Below are 22,623 nucleotides of genomic sequence, written 5' to 3'. Positions count from 1 at the left end.
CAGCCCCGTGATGATGCCGAACTGCTGGAGCGGCGGCAGGATGGCGAACGCCAGCACGCCGAACCCGCCGACCGTCGTCGCTGCCGACCCCAGTAGCGCGCCACCGGTGCCAGTCACGGCGCGGTTCATCGCCGTCCACACTGAGTTGGTGCGTTCGAGCTCCTGGTTGTACCGTTCGCTGAGGTGGATGCTGTAGGCCACCCCGAGCCCGACAGTCAGGCTCGTAATCATCCCCGTCAGGATGTTGAACGGGATGTCCAGGAGGTACATCGTTCCGAGAATCCAGGAGACACTGAACACGACCGGCAGCAGCGTCACTGCGCCCAGCGTCGCGCTCCCCTCAGTGATACGGTACGTGAGCATCAGGAACGTGAACACCGCGGCGAGCGTGATGAGCAGGCTCTCGATGACCGTGTTCAGCAGCTGGTCCTGCACGATTTTGAACAGAATCGTCTGCCCGGTCGCGGTCGCCGTCAGGCTGCTCCCGGCCTCGATGTCGTCTGCGACGGCACGCATCTCGCTGGTGACCTCACCACCCGACGCCGCGCCGCTGGTGGAGACGACGAGCCGGGCGGCGCTGTACTCGCCGCTGTCTGTCTGCTCGATGATGCCAGCGGACTGCTGTGGGGCGACTGCGAACAGCTCCTCGAACACGGTATCGAGGTTCTCGTCGGGAACGCCGTCGCCGTCAGTGTCAGCGGCCGCGACCGTCTCAGCGAACCCGTCGTCGCTCGCTGCGACCTGCTGAATCAGCGAGAGCGGGCTGCGGATGTTCGCGTCGCCGTTCGAGAGTTTCTGCGTGACGGGGCTCGAAGCCGCCGTCTCCACCGCCGTGTCGATAGCTGCCAGCGCCCCCGGTTCCGTCAAGTCGCCTTCAACCAGAATCTGGGCCTGGGAGTCCTGACGGAGGAAGTTCTCGTTGACGTACTCGAGGTTACTCTTTGCCGTGTACTCCCCAGGTGCGAACGGCTCGGGGAGGTCTTTCTGCCAGTCAGCGGGGTCTTCCGCGAGGAAGTCCTCCTGATTGAACGACGTGTCGACCTGCGCGCCGCCGAACGCCGCCGCACCACTGACGACGATTGCGAGGGCAAGCACGACGAACGGTGCCTTCCGCGCGGCCGTGGACCCGACGGCCAGCACCTTGCTAAACCGGCCGCCGCCGGTACCGAACGCGCGCTTCTTGCGGTCCCAGCCCCGACCCTCGAGGAACGAATCGACCTCTAGCTTGAGGGCGGGAATCAGGACGCCGAAGACGAGCAGCGCCGCTGAGATGCCAACTGCACTGACGACGCCGAACTCCTGAATCGGCGGCACCGGGCTCGAAAGGTTCGAGAGGAACCCGATGACGGTGGTGGCGGTCACCCAGACGAGCGCCACGCCGACGCCCGTGAGCGCGACCTTCATCGCGCCAGCCGCAGTACTCGGGGTGTCGTCGTTGTGCCGCTCCTCGCGGTGCCGCATGAAGATGTGGATCGCGTAGTCGATAGACAGCCCGATCAACAGCACTGGCACCGCGATGAAGAGCTGATTGAACGAGATGCCCGCCCAGCCCATGAAGCCGAACGTCCACACGAGGACGACACCGATGCCGGACAGCCCCAGCAGGATGTCGATGACGTCGCGGTAGGCGATGGCGAGCGCGAGGAACACGAACAGGATCGCCAGCGGCCCGACGATGAGCAGGCTGTCGGTCATCGAGGAGTTGATTTCCTCGCTAATGATACCGGTCCCGAACACGAGGACCTCTGTGCTCTCGATGGTCTGCTTGGCGAGATCCTGCATCGCCAGTTGAGCGTCGACGAGCGCGTCAGAAGCTGCGCCGGCCCCGCCACTGCCAGACTGCTGTGTGACCAGCAACATCGTGGCGTTCGTGGCGGTGTCGCCGGGTTCGTAGTACGTCGGCATGAACGCGAGTGCGCCCGAGGACTGTCCGTCGCCGCTGAGCGCGGCCTCGATAACCGAGTCGATTTGGCTCGCGTTCATCGACTCGAGTTGCGTCATCTGTTCGTCTAGCGACGCGCTGGACGCGTTCTGGAGCGCAGCGCGCTGGTCTTGAAGAGTTGCGGCCATCTCCTCGAGTTTCGCTGCCTGTTCCTCGAGGGCGGCCTGGCGCTCTTCGAGCGCCTGTGCCCGCTCGCTCAGGCGCTGGAACTGGTCCGCGAGGACGCCCTGCGTGCCGAGCTGGTACGCCTCCGTGGCTTCCTGTTGAGACTCCGCGTTCCGGAGTTGGTCAGTGGCAGCCTGGAACGTCGCGTAGTCTTCGTCGGTGAACTCGACGCTCGTCTCACTGGCTACTTGCTCGAACTGCGTTCGGACATTGACATCCGGGTTCTCGCGCAGTGTGTCGAGCGCGCCACGGAGCGCCGCTGCGGTCTCGTTGAGCGTCTGGCTTCGCGCGTCGAGTTCCGCACCGAGCTCCTCGAGCGCGGCTTTCTCCTGTTGGACCGTGGCGTTCAGTTGCTGTAACTCGGCCGCGGTCGCTCGGACTCGCTTCGCTTGTTCCTGCTGAATCGCGCCGACAGCGACGACGTTCGCCACGCCGTACACTGGCTGTTCATCGGCCAGCGTGCTGTCGATGGTATCGTTTTGCAGGAATGCTTGCTCTGTCCGTAGTTGGGCGAGTAGCGCGTCCTTCGAGAGGACGTTGTCGCCACGGAGGATGAGTTGTGCCGACGTGGTGTTCTGGTTGCCCGTTTGGAAGTTCTCGTTGATGTAGTCGAGTTTCTGTGACTCAGTTGTCTCGCCCTGGAACTGGTCGAGCGAGGACGACTGGTCGACCATACCTGCTCCTGCTCCGGCAACAACCGTGAGCACGAGCATGACAGCGATTGCGGCGCGGCTGTGTTCGGTGATGGCAGTACTGAGCTTGTCTATCCAACTCATTCCGCCACCCCCGGATTCTGTGTTTGTAGTCTCATACTGACAGTCGTTCTCCAGTCGAACGTCTGTCTGAGCGGTACATAAAAACGTCGAATTTGAACGAACGTTCAGTAAACTAGCGGCATTCAGTGCCGGAAACCGCCCGCAGAGCTTCCCCGACACCCTGTGGCACATCCTCCAGCACACCCGGAACACACCACTCCTCCTGCCATCGAACTTCACGCCCAACCTCCCGCACTGATACTGCAACGTCGTCCGAAAGCGGGAACAACGCATCCGCCAGCCTCGCTGCGTCCGCAGCCAACCACGCGTCGATACACACCGCCGCCGATTCGGTCAGACTGGCATTCAAGCACGCGCTCGCGTTCGCCAACTCTCTGACGGCCAGCAATCGACGCTCCGACGGCCACGGCCCGTCCAGCAGTACCCAATCGGCAACGGACCGCAAGCCGTCCCCCACCAGCACACGCTGTGCTTCGCCGTGGCAGACGGCACGTAATCGATGCAACTCCACGACTGTGGCCGCCCGCACCGGCGCAACCGCACCGTACCGGTTACCGACAGCAGCGGTGAACAAGGCAGCCCGTCCTGGGGCTCGCTCCTCGACAAACGCGCTGGCGTCCTCGCTGAGTTTTCCGTCCGGCTTTGTCGCCAGCACCGATTGAACGGACTCGCTGACCTCCGACCGCAACCGCTCGACGTCGACAGAGTGTGCTTCGGACATCAATCTGCGGGAGTAGCTGTCCCGGGTTCGATTACCTCCGACGCCCACGTCCCGCGGTAGTACCACGCGGCGGCCGCCAGCAAGGCGAGTACGTTCGACGCCGCAATCCCGTACCAGACGCCAGCCGCGCCCATTCCAGCCCACTCCACCAGCGCGTACGCTATCGGGAGCCGGAACACCCACAGCGAGAGAATCGAGAAACCCATGGCAGCCCGTGTACTGCCGCTTCCACGGAAGGCGCTCTGCACCACCTGGAACACACCGAGGAACGCGAACGTCGGGCCGATGATACGGAGGTACTCCGCGCCGAGGGACACGACCTCCGCAGCATTCTCCCCGCCGGAGATGAACACGCTCGTGATCGGCTCGGCGAACACGTAGGCAACCACACTCACCACCGCCAGCACTCCCACGACGAGCATGCTGCTGACGGTCACCGCACGCTTCGCGCGCGCAGTCTGCTTGCTCCCGAGGTTTTGCCCCACGACAGTCTCGGTCCCCTTGGCCAGACCGAGCGCCGGGAGAAACACCAGCGAGTTGAGTCGGTTCCCGATACCGAGGGCCGCGACGGCCGGGTCACCGACAACCGCCACCAGTGCGGTGAGAACCGTGATGCCAAGCGCCCGCGTCGACTGCTCGACGCTGGCAGGAGCCCCGATTTTCAGGATGCGCCGAATCATCACCGGGTCCGGCACGAGGTCACGGAACGAGAGGTGGATGCCGACGCGTCCCGAGAACAGCCATATCATCCCGAGCATCGCCCCGATGCCCCTCGACACCACGGTCGCAATCGCTGCGCCCTGCACACCGAATCCCGCGAAGCCAGTGACACCGTACAGCCACGACTGCAGGCCGTCGAGGCCGAGGACTTCGAGAAGGAGGTTGCTCTCGAACCCGAGAATGAGGAACGGGTCGAGCACGACGTTCAATGCGACGCCGAGTGCCATCACGTACATCGGCGTTCGGGTGTCACCCCAGCCGCGCAGGAGCGCCTGGAAGACGAAGAACCCGAACATGAACACGACACCGACGAAGATGGTTCGCGTGTATTCGACGGCGAGTGCGTACTCCGGCGTGCCGATTGTCGCGCCGACGAGTGTGACCAGCCGGGGCGTCAGCAGCCAGCCGAGAATCGAGAAGACGAGTGCTACGAGACCGACGAAGCCGACGGTCTGGGCCGCTGCATAATCTATTTTGTCGTCGTTTCCGGCGCCCTTGTGTTGTGACACCAGCACGGTCCCGGCGACGGTGAAGCCGCCGGCGACACTAATCATCAGGAAGACCAGCGGCCACGAGTACGACAGCGCCGTCACGGCCTCCTGTCCGAGGCGCCCGACCCAGAACGTGTCCGCGAGATTGTACCCGACCTGAAGCATCTGCGAGAGAACGATCGGGAGGGATAGAACGAGGAGCGGCTTCACGAGGTTGCCGTCGGTGAGGTTCACGTCGCGCGTGCTCACAGCGACACCCCGAGTTCGGCCGCTAGATACCCTTCGAGCCCGCGACGCGCGTATTCGACGCCCTGGTCGCGGTGGGTCGTAAGTCGCTGGAGAGCCGCTCCATTCGCGGTTGCCAGTACGTGGTCAGCGATGCACGCAGGGTCGGCTGTCTCGAAGACGCCAGCCGTGATACCGCCAGCGACGACGTCCTCGATGCGTCTTGAGAGGCGCTCGTCGAATCTGGTGAACTGCACGCGGTACGCGCCGTCGACGAGAGCCCTCGCCCGTAATTCGAAGAGAATCTGTTGCGCGTCGTGTCGCCCCGCAGAGAGCGACTGTGGAAGCAACAGTGTGAGTAAGTACCGGAGGTCGTCGTGATGTCCCTGCCCCGTGTTTGAATCGAGATTCTCGAAGAGCTGGTCGGTGGCGTACGTGAGTAGCTCCAGCAGGAGGTCGTCTTTCGAGTCGTAGTGGTAGTAGATGAGTGATTTGCTCTTCTCGAACTCGGCGGCGATGTCGGTCACGGCGAGGTCCGAGTAGCCGTGTTCGCGGAGCGCCCGGTAGGTCGCTTGCACGAGGGCTTCTTTCGTCGGAGGCGAGTCGACGGACGCGGAGGTAGGTTGGTCACGGGTCACTGCCCTGAGTCGACGTTCGCGTCGTCTTCGGGAGTCGAGAAGTCGGCAGCACACCACTGACAGAAGTCGAGTGACGGATCGATATCTTTCCGGCAGTTCGGGCACGTCGCCCAGTCTGTCTTGTCTCGTTTCGTTCTGAGTTTGAGGTTCTCTACTCGAGCGACGACGTATGCGTCGAAGGCCGCTCCTGCGGTGGTGGTGAGGATTGGTGCGATGTCCCAGATGTTTGCGTTACCGGCCTGGTACGCGGTGAGCGTCTCGGGGCCGACGAGGTAGGTCGCGGCGATGACGAGCAGTATCCAGCCGAGTGCTCGCCGCCAGCGGCGCAGGTAGAGGTGGCCAAGGCCAGCAGCGAGCGTGGAGAGGATGGCTGCGAGCCAGGGGCGTTTTCGAGAGTTCGCGCTCATGTGTTGAATGAACATTCAGTTACCTATATTCGTTTCGGTCACCCACCAGCTACGAGGCGGGGCGGACCGAGCGTCGCCTGACTCGACCCACAGCGAGTCACAGGTCGATTCGGCGAAACGACACGTACCCCGCAGCGACCGGGAGAACAGCCCATCCAGCGAGCCCGAGTACCGCTACTGCCGGCGAAATAAACCCGGCAGAAGACGTGGCTGCGACGGGCGGAACTCCGCCAATTCCAGCCACTTCTCCGAGGACGTAATTGTAGGCCGTGAACGGTCCAATAAACGTGCTGAACGTGGCCCACGACTCGGGCTGTTGTGGGGGCTGAAACCGGAACAAGATCTGAACGGTCAGGGTCACCAGCACATTCCAGAATAGGGTGAGCCCGACGTACGCACCGAACGCAGCAGCAATCACACGCCGAGCCGTCGACAACGCCATCGAGAGTCCCACCGAGAGCCAGAGAAACACCGCCCCGTATCCGGCAACACCAGCAACCAAACCCGCGTACTGCAGGCTATCGAACGACGGATACGTGACCAGCATTCCGAGCGCCGTCCCGACCGCGGCAACGACGACCGCAGTGACCAGCAGTACGGTCCGGCTGACCAGCTTCCCGAACAGGATATCAGCGCGAGACAGTGGAAGCGATAGCGAGAGCACTGCAGTCCCGGACTCCCGCGCCCCGATGACCGCTCCGTAACCGAGCACAATCCCCGCGAGCGGCACCAGCAACCCAGCGCCGGCCTTGACCAACACGACATACCCCTCGAAGTTCGGCTCCCCGACGTAGAGCAGCAACGCCGCAAGTCCACCGAATCCGAGTACGAATCCGCCCAGTAGGCTCCAGATGGCTCGCTGACTGGTCGCGCGGCGGATGTCGTTTTTTGCGACAGCTCGCCAATTCACAGGTCGGCCCTCCGAAATCGAACGTATCCTCCGAGCGCTGGGAGCAATGCCCACACGGCAAGTAGCACAGCGGCAGTGCCACCACCGAGATACCACGGTGCCGACGGCCCGAGATACGGCCCGACAGTGACATCGGCGACGAACGCGTCCATGACACGCTGGTAGAGCAGGGTCGGTTCCGCGCCGTACACGAAGCGCGCCCAATCCGGGAGCGTCTCGCCAGCGAGGTTCACGTACTGCAGGGCATCGAGGAGGTATCCCTCGAGCTGTGGCCAGGCTACGGCCGAGAGAAAGAACACGGCGAACGTGAGAACCGTTGCACGGCGTGTCGACGCTGTGACCGTCGAAAGTCCGATGCCAATCGCGAGAAACACGAGTCCGTACAGGGCTGTTGCGCTGAGAAACACCGCAAGTGTGGTGAGGGACACAGACCCGAATGGGTATTCGACGAGTGCGGCGGCGCCGAGCGTTCCCGCAGCGATCGTCGCGACGAGAACGAGTGCTCGGCCGAGAGCTTTGCCGAACACGACGTCGGTACGAGAATACGGGAACGAGAGCGTTAGTGCGAGTTGCCCGCTCACTCGCTCTCCGACGACAGAACGGTAGCCCAGAAGGAGACCGAACAGGGGAACGAGGAAGACGACAATGCCGCGGAGGAACCGGTCGTAGTCTTCGAGGGCCACACTTGTCACTGCAGGGTTTTCCACGGTCACTGGAGTGATGTACCCGCCGACGACGAAGACGACTGCAACGAGCCCGATCCCAATTTTGGGAGTGCGACTGGTGACGAGACTCCGGACCTCTTTTCGGGTGATAGTGCTCCAGCGAGTCATTCGCTTCGCCGCGTGTACTCTACGAAGAGCTCCTCGAGGGATGGCTCGTCAGTCGTGAAATCGAGGACATCGACCCCGGAGTTATTCAGCTCCACCAGGATGTCCATCTTGTCCTCTTTCGCGCACGTAATTCCGTACTGGCCGTCATCTTCGACCCACGCGTTCTGGACCCCGTCGATTCCCTGTATCACTGTCACGCACGACGAGACATCCGCTTCGACGGACTCTGTCTCGGTCGACGCCCCACCGGCGGCCTGCACCGTCTCCGGAGCTGGGACAGTACTCTCGTCGAGTGTGACGACCAGCTTTGTTTCACCACCAGCCATCTCACGTAGTCCGTCAATTGTATCGACTGCCTCGAGTTGGCCTTCGTGCATGATGCCGACACGGTCGGCGACTGCCTCGATCTGTTCGAGGATGTGACTGGAGAAAAATACCGTTGCCCCTCGCTCGTTCTCCTCCAAGATGATTTCCCGCATTGCCTTTGCGCCTGCCGGGTCTAGACCCGACGTCGGCTCGTCCAGAATCAAGAGGTCAGGCTCCCCAACCAGAGCCATCGCCAGCACGAGTCGCTGTGCCATCCCCTTCGAGTAGCCCTCGGCGTTTCGGTCGGCTGCTTCGGTGATACTGACTCTGTCGAGGAGGTCGAGCGGTTCACCGTCGACGCCTTTCGCGTCCATCGCGAACTGGACGTGTTGGCGTCCTGTTAGCCCACTGAAGACGCTGTAGCCCTCAGGCAGGACGCCCATTCGTCGTCGTGCCTTCACGCTGTTGGTGCGTGTCTCGTGTCCGAAGACCTCGATGCTGCCTTCCGTTGGTCGGATGAAATCGAGCAGCATGTTGATCGTCGTCGATTTTCCCGCTCCGTTGTGGCCGAGGAAGCCGAACACCTCGCCCCGCTCAACCGTCAGGTCGAGTCGGTCAACTGCCGTGAAGGAGTTGAACCGCTTCGTGACGTTGCGTGCACGTATCGCCCCACTCATTATTGAACGTTCAGTAAACAGGGGTGTTAGAACTTCTGCGTATCGGTTCTGGTGACCAGTATCAACCCTTGTTTGATGTCGTGGCCGCCTCGCCTGATGAAACAGGATCGTACTGGCTCAATGTACGAACTAACTATTTCGGCTCTGTTGAAATCCTATCAATCAGATACGACCTGAGGTGAAACAGTCGGTGAGTAGGTGTACGAAGTTACTGGTGACTTAGCCTGCTCTGCGTTGAGCAATCAGGAATGAGACAGTGAGCAAAAGCCACGTACCGATGAGGATAGCCCACGTTATCGGACTACTCAGATAGGTTATTGCTTCCTCTGTTGGGTAGAGAATGAACACCCACACCGGTAGCCCAATTACGACACAGGCGAGAAAGAAGGCGAGCGCTCGAACCACTTGATTATCAAAATAATCCACGGCAAATCTGCCGGAGGATTACCGACGGGTACACGTCAACGCTTCGGTGAGTGGGACGCCTAACACAAGTTGCGCTAACAGAGGCCGACCCAAATCGGGAGAAAATAACACCGGGTTGGCAGTCGGAGTTCGCCTGCAGCGCTGCGAATGAAAGCAATTCCATTCCACGTTGGATTCAGGTTTGGTATTCGTTTTGGCCCATGTGTCTTGCCGAACTGTATTTCGACAGATCGCTGAACGAGAATACACTAATTGGCCGGTGTATGAGTCGACACCGCTGTACGATCGCACATCTCTCGCCGGATTGGAATCAGATATCCGGACAGTCTCGGAGACGTGGTTTGACCACGAGTGTCACAATTCAGTTGAGGGGTTCGTCTGTACACTTCCGCTAGCCTACTTCCAGTTCAGCATCCACGACCGGTATGAGGGGGCAACACGCTACCAGATGGACACCCTCTTTCGCGTGTTCGTACTGAAGGAACTCCACGGATGGGAGCACGAAACAGCACTCATCGACTACCTCGAAACTCGTTCTGAACTCTGCGAGCAACTGGGGTTCGAAACGGTTCCGGACCAATCGACACTGTGGCGAAGCTGGCACGAGCGGTTCTCCGGTGACCTCCGAGAGACGGTCAAGACGGCAGCTCGAGCGGTCCTTATCAAAGCACAGAATGCGGGTGTCGAGACTCCGCGTGAACCGGCACGAACGCTCCGATACCCCGGGAGCGAGTCTGGTGAGTCAGACCCGGACGATCAGACTACTTTGGAGCAGGCAGAGAAGATCACCGACCACGTCAGCCGCGTCTTCTTCCCGGCATTTTCGCTGGAGCGTGGGGACGGCTGCGAGATCCACGAGAACGCCTACTGGGACTTACAGACGTATCTGGGGCTTCGCGAGCGGCTGGCTGCGAACGAAGGGGCACGCAGTTTCGTCTACGAATCGACTCGAGATCGGACGCCGCTGGGACACGCTCACCGAGAGCATATTCGCGATCTCTCAATTTCAGAGATTCGTAAAATGTACCGGCAGGCGGTCAATAGGCTTCTGAACGAAGTTGCGGAGACAGAGCAGTTCTTCCGAGCGGGGATCGTCGCGATCGACATTACCGAAGCTGACCCCTTTACGGGCGACAGAACGGGCCACGAAGACGAAATCATCGGGACGAAGGAGAAGACCGACGAGTACGCGTACCAGTGGGCGACCGTCCAGTTGGTCGGGAATGCCGTCCCGATTGTGCTGGACGCGCGCCCCGTCCGGAAGGGGGAGACACGACTGGAAATCGTCGAGGACTTGCTTGATTCGGCTGAGAACCTCGTTCATGTCGATAACGTGCTGATGGATCGGGAGTTCGACAGCCAGCATGTTCTGGAGATGATCAGCCAACGCGGGCTCTCGTACATGGTCCCAAAACGGATGCAGACGAGTGAGAAAGCGCAGGCCAAGCGGTTGCTCCAGAGTGACCAGGACCGATACGAAACCGACCGGAAACTCCACCTCGGCAAGAACGAATGGCACGAGACGACGCTGATATATCGTCGAAAGGAGAACTCCGAACACGACGACCACCGGCAATACTCGGTGTTCATGACGAATACGGGAAGCGGACATCTCACCGAGTACGGGTACAGGTGGGAGATTGAGAGTGGCTACAAGTCGATCAAGCGATTCATGGCCGCCACCACGTCGAAGGATTTCGGGCTACGGTTCTTCTACTTCGCGTTCGCGTGTCTCCTGTACTCGATCTGGCGAGCCGTCGATCTGCTCGTGCAGGTCGAGTTGACTGGCGAGTATGAGCACTCACCGGTGATTACAGCGGACAACACGCTGACGCTGCTGAAGAAGGAGACTGGAATCGGGTAGTGAGGAACTCTGTTCGGGTTAGCGTGCCGTCTGAGTGGCTACGCTGCTGGAAGTCTCGAAAATTCGTCTATATCGTTGGATGTATAACAGGAATAGCCGCTTGGAGATTCATCTGGGGCAGTTTCCGCTGGCCGAATCGGCCAAATTCACGCATTACAGCCCTGCTAAACCCTCTGTAGTCTCAACTTCCAACCCCACATTTCCATATAGCGACATTGGGTTTACTTCCGTTAGGGGACAGCTATACTAGCGCTTCGAGGGCTGAAACGCTGGTTTCTGTGTGAGGGGTGGGGAATATCCGCGAAATTCCGGGGTCGTTTTTACGCACGCTTAACTGAATAAGCGTGCGTAAGTTCTACCTACCCCCCGAACGTACCCCCCAACCGCACCCACACCACAAAAAATGCCGACCCGATACCACCGGCCGCAGACCACGGCCACGACTGCAGCACAACGACGACTCGGCCACGTTCAAACGCACGCACACCCCGGGGAAGCCAACCGATGACCACCGAATCCAGCGGCCTCGAGATACAGCGCCTTCGACAAGTGCCACCCGAGGACCTCGACGTCGACGACGTCCGTCCCTCCGGCCGCCGACCTGCTGACACCCGCTTCGTGAAGAACGTCCGCGAGGTCGGCATCGTCGAACCGCCATTCGTCCGCGAGACCGACGACGGGCTCGCCATCCTCGACGGCACCCGCCGCGTCGACGCCGCCGAACAGCTCGGCTTCGACACCGTCTACGTGCTCGTCGTGGAGGCCGACGACGCCGACGCCCTCGCCACCTGGCTCACTGCCCACGAACACAACAGGGACGTCGTCGACGAAGATCGCGAGCGCAGCCTACGCCGGCTCGTCGGCGCATCCCCTCGAGGACACCTATCCTCCGAGGAACGAGAGAAACTGGAACAGCGGAAGTTCGACCTCGGCCTCCGAACCACCGCCGACCGCATCGAGGACGCCGTCTCCAACATCGAGGGCGTCGGTCGGACAATCGCCGAGTCTCTCGCCGACGAGTTCGAATCCAAAGAGGCCGCCCTGAATGCGTCCGCCGACGAGCTCGCCGACGTCCCTGGCGTGGGCCCGAAGCGCGCGGAGCGCCTCGCCGAAGGCTTCGATCTCCACCGTCGTGGGGTGACGACAGTCCATGTCTGAACGCGACGAGGACGAACACCCGTGCCAACTCCAGGGCATCGAGCTCGAGGACGGCGAGGAAGTCCTGTTCAACGACCGCTCCCGTCCCCTCACCGTCGATGGCTCCCATCAACGCCAGCGCACCACGCGGAACTGGCGGCAGCGCGGCGGGTCGAAGTACCACACCATCATCGAGCTCTCCGGGAACGGGACGGAGTACCACCTGCTCTGCACGCCGTACTCGCGGCACGGCCCGATGCTCTACAAGGAAGCCGACTGGGACGACGACAAGACCGACAAACTCGGGAACAAGCCGAAATACTCCCGGGGCGGCGAGCGAGTCACCGAGATGGAGGTTCTATGAGCGGCCGCCGGGACGGGTCGACGCCCATCGTGGAGACCTTCGAACGGTTCCTCACGGACAAGGGGAAAGGCGACGGTGGCTCCTCGGGCAATTACCGGCGCGAAGCCGAACGCGAGCTCGACCGATTCCTCGCGTGGGCGCGCGGGAAAGGCGACGACCCGGCCAACGCCGCCCCACCCGAGTCTTGGAACGGTATCCTCCCGACTGACACCCCAGGGGAAGCGTCCCGAGATGTCCGGTTCTCCGACCTCGACGCGACCGTCATGTCGGACTACGCTCGGTATCTCGTCGCCTCAGGGTACGCCAACTCCACCGTCCAAACCTACTACGCGTACGTCGCCTCCTGGTGCGGCTGGGCCTCCAAGCAGGGCTACCTCTCTCGGAACTACGCCCGCGAGTCCGACGCCGAGGACCCACTCCCCGACAACGACGGCAGCCGGCCCGGCGACCAACCAGCCTGGGACTCCACCGACCGCGACCGCATCACCCGGCACGTCGACGAACAGGCGGAGGCCGCCATCGACGCGTGGTTCGACATAGACGTCGACGTCGACGAGCGTGGCGACCTCGAGAGTGACGCCGTCCGCCAGAAGGCGCGAGCTCGCCGGGAGGCCATCGCGGCCGCCCGAGACCGGGTGCTCGTCTACCTACTCTGTTACACGGGGCTGCGCGGCGCCGAGTTCCTCGCCGACCCGGACGACGACCGGCCCGGACGGAACGGCCTCCGCTGGCAGCACGTCTCCTTCGGAGACAAGGCCGCGACGGTGTTCCGGAAGAACCAGCAGTGGATGGAGGCCTCCCTCCCCGACCCGGTTCTCGGGCCGCTGGAACGCTACAAGGAGCTGCTCGACCCCGGGGAGGATTGGCCGGTGATTCCGACGCTCCACCGGCCGACGCTCGCCCAGCACGTCCAGGACGGTCTGCGGGAGGCTGGCGTCGACGCCGACGAGATTGAGGCGCTGCGAGACGCGAAGCCCGACCTCGTGCTCGCTGCCGAGTACGACCTCTCGGCGCCGCCGGCGCTGAAGCCGAACGGTGCGCGGCGGGTGATGAAGCGGCTCTCGGAGGGGGCTGGGCTCGAGATCGACGACGCCCACGGGTACCTGACGCCGCACGGCGGCCGCCGCGGGATGGGCGAGGTGATGGTCCGCGAGTTCGGATACGCCGCGGCTGCTCGGTATCTGGACAACAGCGAGGAAATGGTCCGAGAAGCCTACCAGCACATCGAGGCCGCCGACCGCGCCGACCAGGCGACCGAGGCACTCTCAAGGACAGACCAGCGGGTCCGAAGCAACGACCTCGAAGGCGAAGATGGGTAGGGTTGACCGCTGAACGGTCTGGTTTCTATCCGCCGAACGTGACGTGGCGGAGGCCACCACTCAGTGCAGGAACGTAAAACGCTTCTTCGGTCCCGACCGAGAGCTGCGAGTCCACGTTCTTGACCGACGGATGGCGAGCAGAGACATCCAGTGATGACCGCTCAAGAACTACCAGCCCCGAATCTCGTCCAACAAACAGCAACGCGTCTTCGGTGAAGACTGGCTGGGTGTAACTCACGCCAGTCTCGACCGTCGTCAGTTCGTCACCCGTCTCGGCGTGGAAGACACGCGACTGCTCGCTCTGGCCAGCATTCACGGCGACCTGGTCGCCGGCAATCGCGGGCCGGGCGTACCCATTCCTGCGGAGCTGGCGCCGCCACTGGACCGTTCCGTCGGCTGCGCTCACGCAGACCAGTTCCTGCGTATTGGAGATTGCATACAGCAATCCATTCGAGATCGCCGGCGCCGTATCGAATCCGGCCGAGGTGTTTAGTGCCCACTCGACGTCGCCCGTTTCAAGCTCAATAGCTTGAATGGCTGGCTCTATTCCTTTTCCGTGAGTGACATAGGTGAACGAGTCGTCCGCGCAGAAGCCTTCCACCCCGCGGGTGTCGTCACTCCAGTGCGTCTCACCGGCCTGAAGGCCGTAGGCGGATACGCCGGTGTCGGAGACTAGTAGCGTTGACCCGGAAAGCACAGGTGAATTCTCCGGGAGAACTGTGCCTGACGTTGGGATCGTGCCGACCTGCTCGCCAGTCTCCAGGTCGACGACGTACGTGTTACTGTACGAGGTGGCCGCGATGACAACGCCGCACGTTACCACGGGCGTCGTGGCGACGCCCTCGTCCTCGGGCAGCGAGAACGCCCACTCACGCTCACCGGTCGTCCGGTCGAGCGCGACGAGCCCTCCGAATGTCGGCGTGACGGCGTACTTGCCCGTGAGTACGGGTGCTGCAGACGCACTCGCCAACGGGTCGTCGGTACCGTCGCCGAGTGCGTGGAGGGTCGCCGTCGACTTGACGGGAACCGACCGGTCGACCGCTGACCTGCCGGTTCGGCCGGCCGACCGTTGCCCCCAGAGCGTGCTGGCCGGGGTCTGGTCGCAGTCCTCGTCGAGTTGGAAGCTGGACGCAGTCGTTAGACTTGAGCAACCGGCAACCGTCATGGCTATTCCTGCACCGAGGTTAGCCAATAAGCGGCGGCGTTCCATGTTGAATTTTAGTTGTTGCAGCTACTCATATTCTAGGGCTAGCGGGCTGGACAGCGTTTCTTCATCGTTACCGTTATTTACAGTCAATCTGCACTCGGACTCTACAAGAGTATCGCCTGGGGAGGCGTAGTTATCGGCCTTCATTATACTACCTGAGGAAGTAGAGAGCTGTTTTGTTCCAACAATCACTTTTCCAGGTCGCCAAACCCATCGGGCGTTATCGTTTGTCGTGCGAGATAAATCCTCCCGAATTACCCGTGGAACCTCATATGACACGGTCACTTCCGGAACCGAAGCGCCGAATGTGGCGGACATCTGTCCACTACCCGTGTTATCATTCTTCGGACCCCAATCTGTCAAATTAGTGCCGCCGGGTTCGTAATGTCTTCCCCAGTAATGTCTAGTAGAGTTATCAGTCCACTGGTAGTTGCTCCCAAACCGATTGAATCCTGGGTTAAACACTGCATTGGTCGTTGTACTATACACATCGTAATTGGGGTCACCATCATAGTTCCATACTGATGACGAATTTTGGACCGTGCCGTATGGATCAGTGACCTTCTCCCAAATGCCACTTCCCACTGGATCCCCCCACTCTGGCTCGGGGTCGACAGTCTCAATACCCAAGTTATCGCTCGACGCGCTGGCGGTAACCTGTTCTTTGTATTGGGTTGAATTCCTCTGTAGCTGTGCGAGTTCAGAATCTCCAGGATTAACCCCTGACCCGATGTAAGTCCGTGCTTTTCCGTCGGGGGTTGCGACGAAAATGAGCGAGTAAATCTTCTCGCCGGTACTGAGTTCGGGCTTCGCGATGGCTAGTTTCTCCAGTCCAGCTTTCTTTTTGGCCGCCTGGATGAACCGGGAAAGGATCTTGTCGTATTCGGCGGCGTCGATGCCGTTGTCCTGATTTCGCTGGATGGAGAAGACGACGGTTTCGGGGGAGCGCGCTGCTGCCGACCCGACCATCGGTCCGGTCACGGCTAGCATGCCAGCGCCAATCGTTTTCAGAGCGGTTCTGCGATTTGCCTGTGGGAGGTTGTCTTCCGTCATGCTGCAGATTAGAGTCCAGCTACGAACACCATAAGTGTATTCTAGAAAACACGATTAGTAGCAAAACCAAGACTAAATAAATACGCAATTATATGTCAGTAGAATTGGTTATAGGGATACAGCTACGGTCATGCGACCGAGAAAGCCCTAAGGACAGATCAGCACGTCTCAAATCGGGACGATACCCCCTGAGTGACCTCCGATTCCTCACTTGGGTTTTGTTTGCCGGATGCCCCGGCGGTTTAAATGAGGTGGCGAGCTATTTCACCGTATGTCGGAACCTGTAGACACTCCCGACGAGTACGTCGTCGACGGCCTGGAAACCCACGTCGACGAAATAGACGGCCTGGTGAATCCAGAAGAGGCTGGACAGTCACCACCGGGCACCCGGGCCGGAACCCAGGAACAGCGAGCGGAGCGGTGGGAACGGCTTACTTCCCTATTCACCGACCTTCGGGACGAGATAGTGGAGTACGACCACGTCCTGAAGATGAAGGCCGGATACGTCCAAGGGTCGGCTGCGACTGACCTCGACCACAAGGTCGGGTTCGTCATCGTTACCGGCGTAGGCGGATTCACTGGAGGTCTCCCGGACGAGATTACTGAGAAAACGCGGAATGAAGAGCTCCGCCTGCTGGACACGGAGGTCGGAGATCGGTACTCTGAGCATGGGGAGGCCGTTTCCTTCCTGTTCTCTCTCCCGGCGATGGAACCTGAGGAACCAGATTTCCCGTAGGCCTTCTCGCGTAGAATTAGTACACCTCCTTCTGCTGGCTAGCAGCAGTCCCGTACGAAGACCTGCGGAACTGGTGGCTTCTTCTCGCAGTGAGAACTAGAATCGTGTGGCGAGAACTTTTACTGGTGGGGGCGATACAGTGGAGTATGTCCGACACGTCCTCGTCGACGAAGCGCCGCATCATCGACGCGGTCCGCACCTCTGAGGAACCTGTGCTGACGGCCGCCGAGATAGCCGGCGAAACCGGCCTGCAAAAACGGACCATCAACAACCACGTCGACGAGCTCGTCGCCGCCGGGCGCCTCAAGAGGAAATCTGCTGGCCAGGCGTTCGTCTACTACCTCGCGGACCGGGAAACCCGCGACCGCCAGCACACCTGCACCCGCTGCGGCTGGGCCATCTACCGCGACACCGCCCACGCCACCATCGAACTAACCGAGTACCACGACCGCCCCCACGACCCCACTAGTCCGCCCGCTCAGTTCGTGCTCTGCCGAGTCTGCGAGAACGACGTCGTCAACGCCATCATGGGCAACGACCAGAACATCGGCGACTACCCCTCGGTTCACGCCTGGAACATTCCCGAGGACCAACTTCAGGAGCTTCGCGAGGACGACTCCATCCAGACCTTCCCGGAGGCAGCCAGCGTCGGCGGCCCTGGGGAGGTGGTTCTGGAGGGGATTCGCTCGCTCGGCGCCGACTCTGGCGTAACGGCTCCGGAGCTCGTAGAGTTCCTCACCAGCGACGAGACCGTCGACGCACGCGACGACGATCTCGACCTCGATGGCGAGCGCATCCGCGACGAGATAAGCACACTCGAGGACCTCGGCCTGATCTACCTGGCCGACACGGGCTGGCGGCCAGCAAAGTAGCCCTGCGGGTTACGAGCGCGTGCGCTCTGCGGCTATCCGGGGCAGCAAGTACGCCGTCAGGCCGAGGCTTCCCCATGCGATTATCCCGAGGACGGCCACGAGCGCAGCGATGAACGCGAGCTCGACCACTTCTGTTTTCGTGTAGAAGGGAATCTGGGAGTTTGGGACTTCCGCGAGGAACAGGTACGAGACCATCACGAACACGGCGATGCCGGCGCTGCTGGTCGCGACGAGCCGAGCGAACGAGGTGAACCGTCGGGCTTGCTTCGCTGCTCGGAGATACCGCGCGCCCCTGGTGCCGACTGGCTCCGTCGGCTCGCCGTCAGCCAGCCACCAGATGTGTGCCGACCCTGCCTCCCGGTACTCGAGACGGCCGTCGTCCTCGAGTTGGCTCAGGCGCTTCTGGACGGCTCGCTTCTGGATAGCGACGTTGTCGACGACGTCACTGGTGAGCATGAACGGCCGGCTGGACGCCCGGAACACGTTCAACAGCTCCTCGTCGCTGACCTGCTTGCTTGTCATGGCCTCGTGGGTGTCTGTACGCGTGAGTGACAGCCCTCCCATATGTTATATTCGGCTGGTCAGGGCGACGACGACGATGAGGCCCGCGAAGCCGATGCCGGCCACTATCGCGAACAGCCCCCAGAGTTCGAGGTTGACCGTCGAATAGTCACTGAGCGGTGCGGCCAACATGACCAGGAAAGCGCCACCGAAGAGTAGGCCGAGAACCGCCCCGGCTGGGTCGACGTCCTGTGTCACTGGTCTGCCCTCCGTTCGGTAGTGGGTATTGGGTCGAACATCCCGGTTTCAGGTACGTCCGCCGTGGATATAGAGGGGAATCTACGTTTACGCGAAAACCAGGGTTTTCGCCTATCCGAACCGCTCTCGCGGCTGTTCGCCTACGCGAATACCGGCCGTTCCGCACCCAGGATACCCTGGGCTGCAGCTCGCTCGCGCTCAGACTTCTCAGGGGGACTTTATCAGGACTGTGCGTTCGGTCGACTGATGGTGACGGTGTCGCCGTCGAAGTGGTCCCGGATTGGGTCGACATGGCTGTCGCCGGTGAAGAAGACAATCTCCGAGTAGTCTTCCGCGAGCTGGCTGAGGTCGCGGGCCATCTTCTGCTCACGCATCCGGTACTGGACTCGCTGGGACACGAGCGCCATCGCGAATATGAGAAGGATCCCTAGGAGGCTGACGAAGAAATTGAGAGCCCACCCGAGAAGCATCGTGAGGAACGCTGCCCAGGACCCCATCGTCAGGTACCAGGGCTGCTGTGCCACGCGATGTTGGTGGGAGATGTCCGTGTACGCTACTGACAACCCGCGCTCCGCCGCCACCTCCTCAGGGACTGTTGTATCGTCGCCGGTGGCTGCGCGGTCGGCTGCCCGCCGAGCGCGTGTTTTTCTCCGGTACCTGAGCAGGGCGAGGATGAGGAAGGAGGGATTCTTGAGGGCGGCTCGGTCCGGAGGGTCAGGCCGCTCGTCGCCTTTCTCTGCGTGCTCGATGACGAGCACTTCTGCTGTCTCAGGAATCGTCTGCCTGAGGCGTTCCTCGACGTCTTCTCGGGGATGTCTGTGATTATCCCCGAATACATAGAGAGTGGTGTCCTTCGGCATCGGAATCCTGTGAGTTACTCCGTGAGGTCGCCGGTGGCGTTGTGGACCGAGTCCTCCTCTGCGTACGCTTCACGCTGCACCTCTGCCTGCCGGCGGACGCGAGAAAGGTACGTCCGGACGGTGTCTTCGCTCACGTCGAACTCGGCGGCAGCCCATTCGACACTGGTGCTGGGGGATCGCGCGATGCAGTACGCCACAATCGCCTCTTGGCCGCGCCGAGCGACCCGTGGTGGGATGCCGCGTTCACCGGTCTCTTTCTCGTTGAACATATCGGCTACCCAGTAGACGTCGGCGTAGAGCTCGGCGTGTTCGGGGTCCTCAAAGCGGACGTCGTTCTCGTAGAAGTAAAATTCGACCTCGTAGTATGCCCCAGAGAGGGATTCTTCGTCCGGTATTTTCCAGATACGAACTATTTCTTGGTCGTTGCGGTGGATGGTCGCATCATCGGGCAAGTCCGCCATATTCGACAAGATGTGGTGTTTCCTTATCAATTTATCCCTGGTTGGGGCGGGTCCCCTCGGCGGTGTCGGGCTCTACTCGCTGTAGTATTCGTGGCGAATCGTCGCGAGGTCGTCTGCAACGCGAGTCGGGCGACTATCGCCAGCGACCTGCTCACGGCTTCCGGCAAGAATCAGAATGCCTGGCGCGGTCACCGTTGTCGGCTTGTCGCCCTTTTGGAAGCCGGCGTCAGTTGCCGTCGGGAGTTGGAGTTGGTAGCCGTGGCCGGCGATCTGGACGGTCGCCTCCATCGTCCGGTACACCGAGCTCGTGTCGCGGGCGGCCGTCGCGACCAAGTCGGCCTCGTTTTCAGGGTCAACCTCGTCGACGTCGACGACGAGTAGGAGGCCGTCGAAGGCGTGAACGCGGGTGGTGGCCCTGTAGGTCGCTGTCTTCCCGTCGGAGTCGTCGGTTTCCTCAACGAGTCCTGCCTCGCGGGCCGGCTTCGTAATCTGGAGCGCGACCCCGTCGCCGGACTCCTTGATGGCGTTCGCCATGTAAGTTAGCATAATGTGCTAACTGAAGTAGCTGAGGGATGCCGCCTCCGACTACCTAACAGTGAGCGAGCCCCAAGAGAGGGTATGGGCCAAGAGTCGATGGCAAATCGGGTTACGAGGGTCGTGGAGTTACAGACGACGTCGAAGCAGCCGGATACAGTCCCCGTCCATACTGTGGTGCAGGTCCTGGCGGCGAACGGGTCGTACAGTGGCCAAGAGGTGCGGGACGGGATTGAACAAGCCCTCGAGGACGGTCTGCTTGATACGGATGAGGGTGGGAAGCTTCGGGTCCGGGAGGGTATCACGGTCCCGAGTCGGTTCTGACCTGATTGGTGGGGCCGGTTAGTCCGGAACCCCCACACCCCGTCTTCGAAGTATCATTGGATGTGGTGTGTAGGCCAGATTGTTGCACGAGTCGGCAGAACACCGGCTAATGTGCGGTTTTCGGCGGGCTTACAGCCTGAGAAGCACCATATTAAATTACTTAATTATAAACGATAGTTTTAATATGGGATAGCAATAACCGGAACCGTACAGCAACTTCTACGCAGAGAGATAGTCGAAGAGTATCTCTCAGAGAGGGCCGTAGCAAACTCTCTACCCGGGCAAAACACCGGAAAGATACTTCGAAGGCGGGGTGTGGCCTCGTTCGGGTTAGCTGCGAGCTCGCAGACCCCCTTACACACCCATCTGCAGGATACTTCGAAGACGGGGTGTCTCCACCCGACTTCCCCTCGGGTCGCGTTGCTAGCACCTCTGCACCTCCACACCACCCAGAAAAGATACTTCGAAGACGGGGTGTCCCGTCGACGACACCCGACTACTCGTCCGCGAACTTCCGCTTCTGCGCTCGAATCACCTGCTCAAGCTCCTCTTGGTGGTCATCAAGCTCGGCCAATCGTTCGTCCTCTTCCAAGCGACTCTTGATCTCCGCAGGGTCGCGAGAGAACTCGTACATCAAGTACATTCCGCCGCCCTGCTTCCCACCGAGGCTCTTCCGCTTGTGGTCCAATTGGCCGTAGGTCCCGACCTCTCGAACGTAGTTATTGAACGTCTCTCGCGTCCGAGTGTCGGCGTCTAAGGATTCCGCGAGATATTGGTAGACCGGAAAGGCCACCCGAGAGGACGCAGTCGTCGACGAGTCCCGGCCAAAGTCTGCGACCGCTGCTGTCGCATACAGCGAGAGTTTCTTCTGAGTCGTCAGGCCCTCGAGTAGCTTCAGCGACCGGTCGGTCTCGACGTCTTTCTGGGCTTCCCGAACGTGGTCCTCAGTGACCGTCAGATCGCCTTCCGTGTTGGCTACATCCCCGGCTTTCCGGAGCAAATCAATCGCCTTTCGAGCATCCCCGTGGCTCTGGGCAGCGAACCCCGCCGTCAACGGAATGACGTCCTCGGAGAGGGCATCGTCGATGAACGCGTCCTCCCGGTTCCAGAGGATTTCGCGAAGCTGGGTTGCGTCGTAGTCGGAGAAGGGGATGTCCCGGGGGTTGAATGAGCTCTCGGCCCGAGCGTCGAGGTTGTTCATGAACTCAGGGTCGTTCGTGAGCGCGGCGACGGACACTTGAATGTCGATGCTTTCCGTCGTTGCGCGGCTCAGTTGATAGATGAGGTCTGAGTACGCAGGCTCGCGTGAGGTCGACCGACGGCCCTGCAAGAGGTCGATTTCGTCCAGGACGAACACGACGGAGTCGTAGCCTTCGTCGAGGAGCTCGTAGAGCCGGTCGTACTTCTCGCTGGTAGAGATGCCGCGTCGGGCAACGCCGACGTCTTCTCCGAGGTCATGGGCGGCTTCTCGAACCAGCGCGTAGACGGCCTCGTCCTGGCTATTCAGGTTCTGACAGTTGATTCGAAGGGTGCCGAAATTGTAGCCTTTCTGCTGGGAGATGTCCTTGATTTGGCGGGCGACTGCGTCGAATATCAGGGATTTCCCGGTGCCTGCTGGCCCGTACAGCAGTAGGTTCGGGGGTCGGTTCTCGTTTAACACCTTCCGGAGGTTGGAGACGACTTTCCGGAGCTGTTCATCCCGACCGACGATTCGGTCGCGGTCGATGATGGTGTCTGGTTCGACGAGGTTCCGGTCTCTGAATACAGATTCCTCGACTGCCTGCTCGATCATGCCTCTGACCGAGAGTGCATCGTCGTCTCCTCCGTCGTTGCCCGGGAGAGAGTTGCTTCCTTCGCCGTCGGTCATGGTCCATCCTGCTCCTGCCCGGCATATAA

General features: G+C 61.1%; 23 protein-coding genes. 7 read left to right on the top strand and 16 right to left on the bottom strand.

The window, feature by feature from the left end; genetic code table 11:
* The 8 genes from LT971_RS16295 to LT971_RS16260 all read right to left on the bottom strand — a co-directional run.
* On the bottom strand, positions 1–2,883 hold a 2,883-nt coding region (locus LT971_RS16295), incomplete at its 3' end, for an MMPL family transporter (RefSeq protein WP_237008004.1).
* Between the two features lie 112 nt (positions 2,884–2,995).
* Positions 2,996–3,604: a polyprenyl synthetase family protein gene (locus LT971_RS16290; RefSeq protein WP_237007834.1), complete on the bottom strand. Its 609-nt coding sequence runs from the start codon at positions 3,602–3,604 to the stop codon at positions 2,996–2,998.
* A complete protein-coding gene (locus LT971_RS16285) occupies positions 3,604–5,064 on the bottom strand; it encodes an MATE family efflux transporter (protein ID WP_237007833.1) in 1,461 nt (486 codons plus the stop codon). Before LT971_RS16285 ends, LT971_RS16290 begins: the two co-directional genes overlap by 1 nt.
* Positions 5,061–5,678, bottom strand: coding sequence for a TetR/AcrR family transcriptional regulator (locus LT971_RS16280; RefSeq protein ID WP_237007832.1), 618 nt, complete (start codon positions 5,676–5,678; stop codon positions 5,061–5,063). Before LT971_RS16280 ends, LT971_RS16285 begins: the two co-directional genes overlap by 4 nt.
* On the bottom strand, positions 5,675–6,085 hold the full coding sequence (locus LT971_RS16275; protein ID WP_237007831.1) for a DUF7575 domain-containing protein: 411 nt from the start codon (positions 6,083–6,085) through the stop codon (positions 5,675–5,677). The genes LT971_RS16280 and LT971_RS16275 overlap by 4 nt, the downstream gene beginning before the upstream one ends.
* A gap of 97 nt (positions 6,086–6,182) precedes the next feature.
* Positions 6,183–6,887, bottom strand: coding sequence for a DUF2705 family protein (locus LT971_RS16270; protein WP_237007830.1), 705 nt, complete (start codon positions 6,885–6,887; stop codon positions 6,183–6,185).
* Between the two features lie 104 nt (positions 6,888–6,991).
* The gene (locus LT971_RS16265; RefSeq protein ID WP_237008003.1) at positions 6,992–7,828 is read right to left on the bottom strand and encodes an ABC transporter permease; all 837 of its coding nucleotides are present in this window, start codon (positions 7,826–7,828) and stop codon (positions 6,992–6,994) included.
* Complete coding sequence (locus tag LT971_RS16260; protein WP_237008002.1) at positions 7,825–8,811, bottom strand: ABC transporter ATP-binding protein; 987 nt, start codon at positions 8,809–8,811, stop codon at positions 7,825–7,827. Before LT971_RS16260 ends, LT971_RS16265 begins: the two co-directional genes overlap by 4 nt.
* 628 nt (positions 8,812–9,439) lie before the next feature.
* Between LT971_RS16260 and LT971_RS16255 the strand changes: the two genes are divergently transcribed.
* The 4 genes from LT971_RS16255 (at position 9,440) to LT971_RS16240 (ending at position 13,921) form a co-directional block, all read left to right on the top strand.
* The gene (locus LT971_RS16255) at positions 9,440–11,101 is read left to right on the top strand and encodes a transposase (RefSeq protein WP_425293291.1); all 1,662 of its coding nucleotides are present in this window, start codon (positions 9,440–9,442) and stop codon (positions 11,099–11,101) included.
* A 504-nt stretch (positions 11,102–11,605) separates the two neighbouring features.
* Positions 11,606–12,259 carry a helix-hairpin-helix domain-containing protein gene (locus LT971_RS16250; RefSeq protein ID WP_237008001.1) on the top strand — a complete coding sequence of 218 codons (654 nt, stop codon included), beginning with the start codon at positions 11,606–11,608 and terminating at the stop codon, positions 12,257–12,259.
* Positions 12,252–12,602, top strand: coding sequence for a hypothetical protein (locus tag LT971_RS16245; RefSeq protein ID WP_237008000.1), 351 nt, complete (start codon positions 12,252–12,254; stop codon positions 12,600–12,602). Before LT971_RS16250 ends, LT971_RS16245 begins: the two co-directional genes overlap by 8 nt.
* Positions 12,599–13,921, top strand: a complete 1,323-nt coding sequence (locus tag LT971_RS16240) for a phage integrase SAM-like domain-containing protein (RefSeq protein WP_237007999.1) — start codon at positions 12,599–12,601, stop codon at positions 13,919–13,921. Before LT971_RS16245 ends, LT971_RS16240 begins: the two co-directional genes overlap by 4 nt.
* Positions 13,922–13,946: 25 nt before the next feature.
* On the opposite strand, the gene LT971_RS16235 is transcribed toward LT971_RS16240, so the two are convergent.
* Positions 13,947–15,131 carry an outer membrane protein assembly factor BamB family protein gene (locus LT971_RS16235; protein WP_237007998.1) on the bottom strand — a complete coding sequence of 395 codons (1,185 nt, stop codon included), beginning with the start codon at positions 15,129–15,131 and terminating at the stop codon, positions 13,947–13,949.
* Positions 15,132–15,152: 21 nt separating this feature from the next.
* The gene (locus tag LT971_RS16230; protein WP_237007997.1) at positions 15,153–16,181 is read right to left on the bottom strand and encodes a hypothetical protein; all 1,029 of its coding nucleotides are present in this window, start codon (positions 16,179–16,181) and stop codon (positions 15,153–15,155) included.
* Positions 16,182–16,452: 271 nt separating this feature from the next.
* On the opposite strand from LT971_RS16230, the gene LT971_RS16225 reads away from it, so the two are divergent.
* A complete protein-coding gene (locus LT971_RS16225) occupies positions 16,453–16,917 on the top strand; it encodes a hypothetical protein (protein ID WP_237007996.1) in 465 nt (154 codons plus the stop codon).
* A 146-nt stretch (positions 16,918–17,063) separates the two neighbouring features.
* On the top strand, positions 17,064–17,789 hold the full coding sequence (locus tag LT971_RS16220) for a winged helix-turn-helix domain-containing protein (RefSeq protein ID WP_237007995.1): 726 nt from the start codon (positions 17,064–17,066) through the stop codon (positions 17,787–17,789).
* 9 nt (positions 17,790–17,798) lie between these two features.
* On the opposite strand, the gene LT971_RS16215 is transcribed toward LT971_RS16220, so the two are convergent.
* The 5 genes from LT971_RS16215 to LT971_RS16195 form a co-directional block, all read right to left on the bottom strand.
* Positions 17,799–18,311: a hypothetical protein gene (locus LT971_RS16215; protein ID WP_237007994.1), complete on the bottom strand. Its 513-nt coding sequence runs from the start codon at positions 18,309–18,311 to the stop codon at positions 17,799–17,801.
* Between the two features lie 45 nt (positions 18,312–18,356).
* Positions 18,357–18,548: a hypothetical protein gene (locus LT971_RS16210; protein ID WP_237007993.1), complete on the bottom strand. Its 192-nt coding sequence runs from the start codon at positions 18,546–18,548 to the stop codon at positions 18,357–18,359.
* Between the two features lie 221 nt (positions 18,549–18,769).
* Positions 18,770–19,408, bottom strand: a complete 639-nt coding sequence (locus LT971_RS16205; RefSeq protein ID WP_237007992.1) for a hypothetical protein — start codon at positions 19,406–19,408, stop codon at positions 18,770–18,772.
* Between the two features lie 14 nt (positions 19,409–19,422).
* A complete protein-coding gene (locus LT971_RS16200; protein ID WP_237007991.1) occupies positions 19,423–19,869 on the bottom strand; it encodes a hypothetical protein in 447 nt (148 codons plus the stop codon).
* 72 nt (positions 19,870–19,941) lie between these two features.
* Positions 19,942–20,403, bottom strand: coding sequence for a hypothetical protein (locus LT971_RS16195; protein WP_237007990.1), 462 nt, complete (start codon positions 20,401–20,403; stop codon positions 19,942–19,944).
* Between the two features lie 84 nt (positions 20,404–20,487).
* On the opposite strand from LT971_RS16195, the gene LT971_RS16190 reads away from it, so the two are divergent.
* Positions 20,488–20,727: a hypothetical protein gene (locus LT971_RS16190; RefSeq protein ID WP_237007989.1), complete on the top strand. Its 240-nt coding sequence runs from the start codon at positions 20,488–20,490 to the stop codon at positions 20,725–20,727.
* A gap of 496 nt (positions 20,728–21,223) precedes the next feature.
* On the opposite strand, the gene LT971_RS16185 is transcribed toward LT971_RS16190, so the two are convergent.
* Positions 21,224–22,519, bottom strand: coding sequence for an orc1/cdc6 family replication initiation protein (locus LT971_RS16185; RefSeq protein WP_237008007.1), 1,296 nt, complete (start codon positions 22,517–22,519; stop codon positions 21,224–21,226).
* Positions 22,520–22,623 lie beyond the last annotated feature (104 nt).

The organism is Halobacterium rubrum, from assembly GCF_021729015.1.
GTDB lineage: Archaea > Halobacteriota > Halobacteria > Halobacteriales > Halobacteriaceae > Halobacterium > Halobacterium rubrum.
Note: the sequence above shows the minus strand (reverse complement) of the source record. Positions and strands in the feature narration are given on the sequence as shown.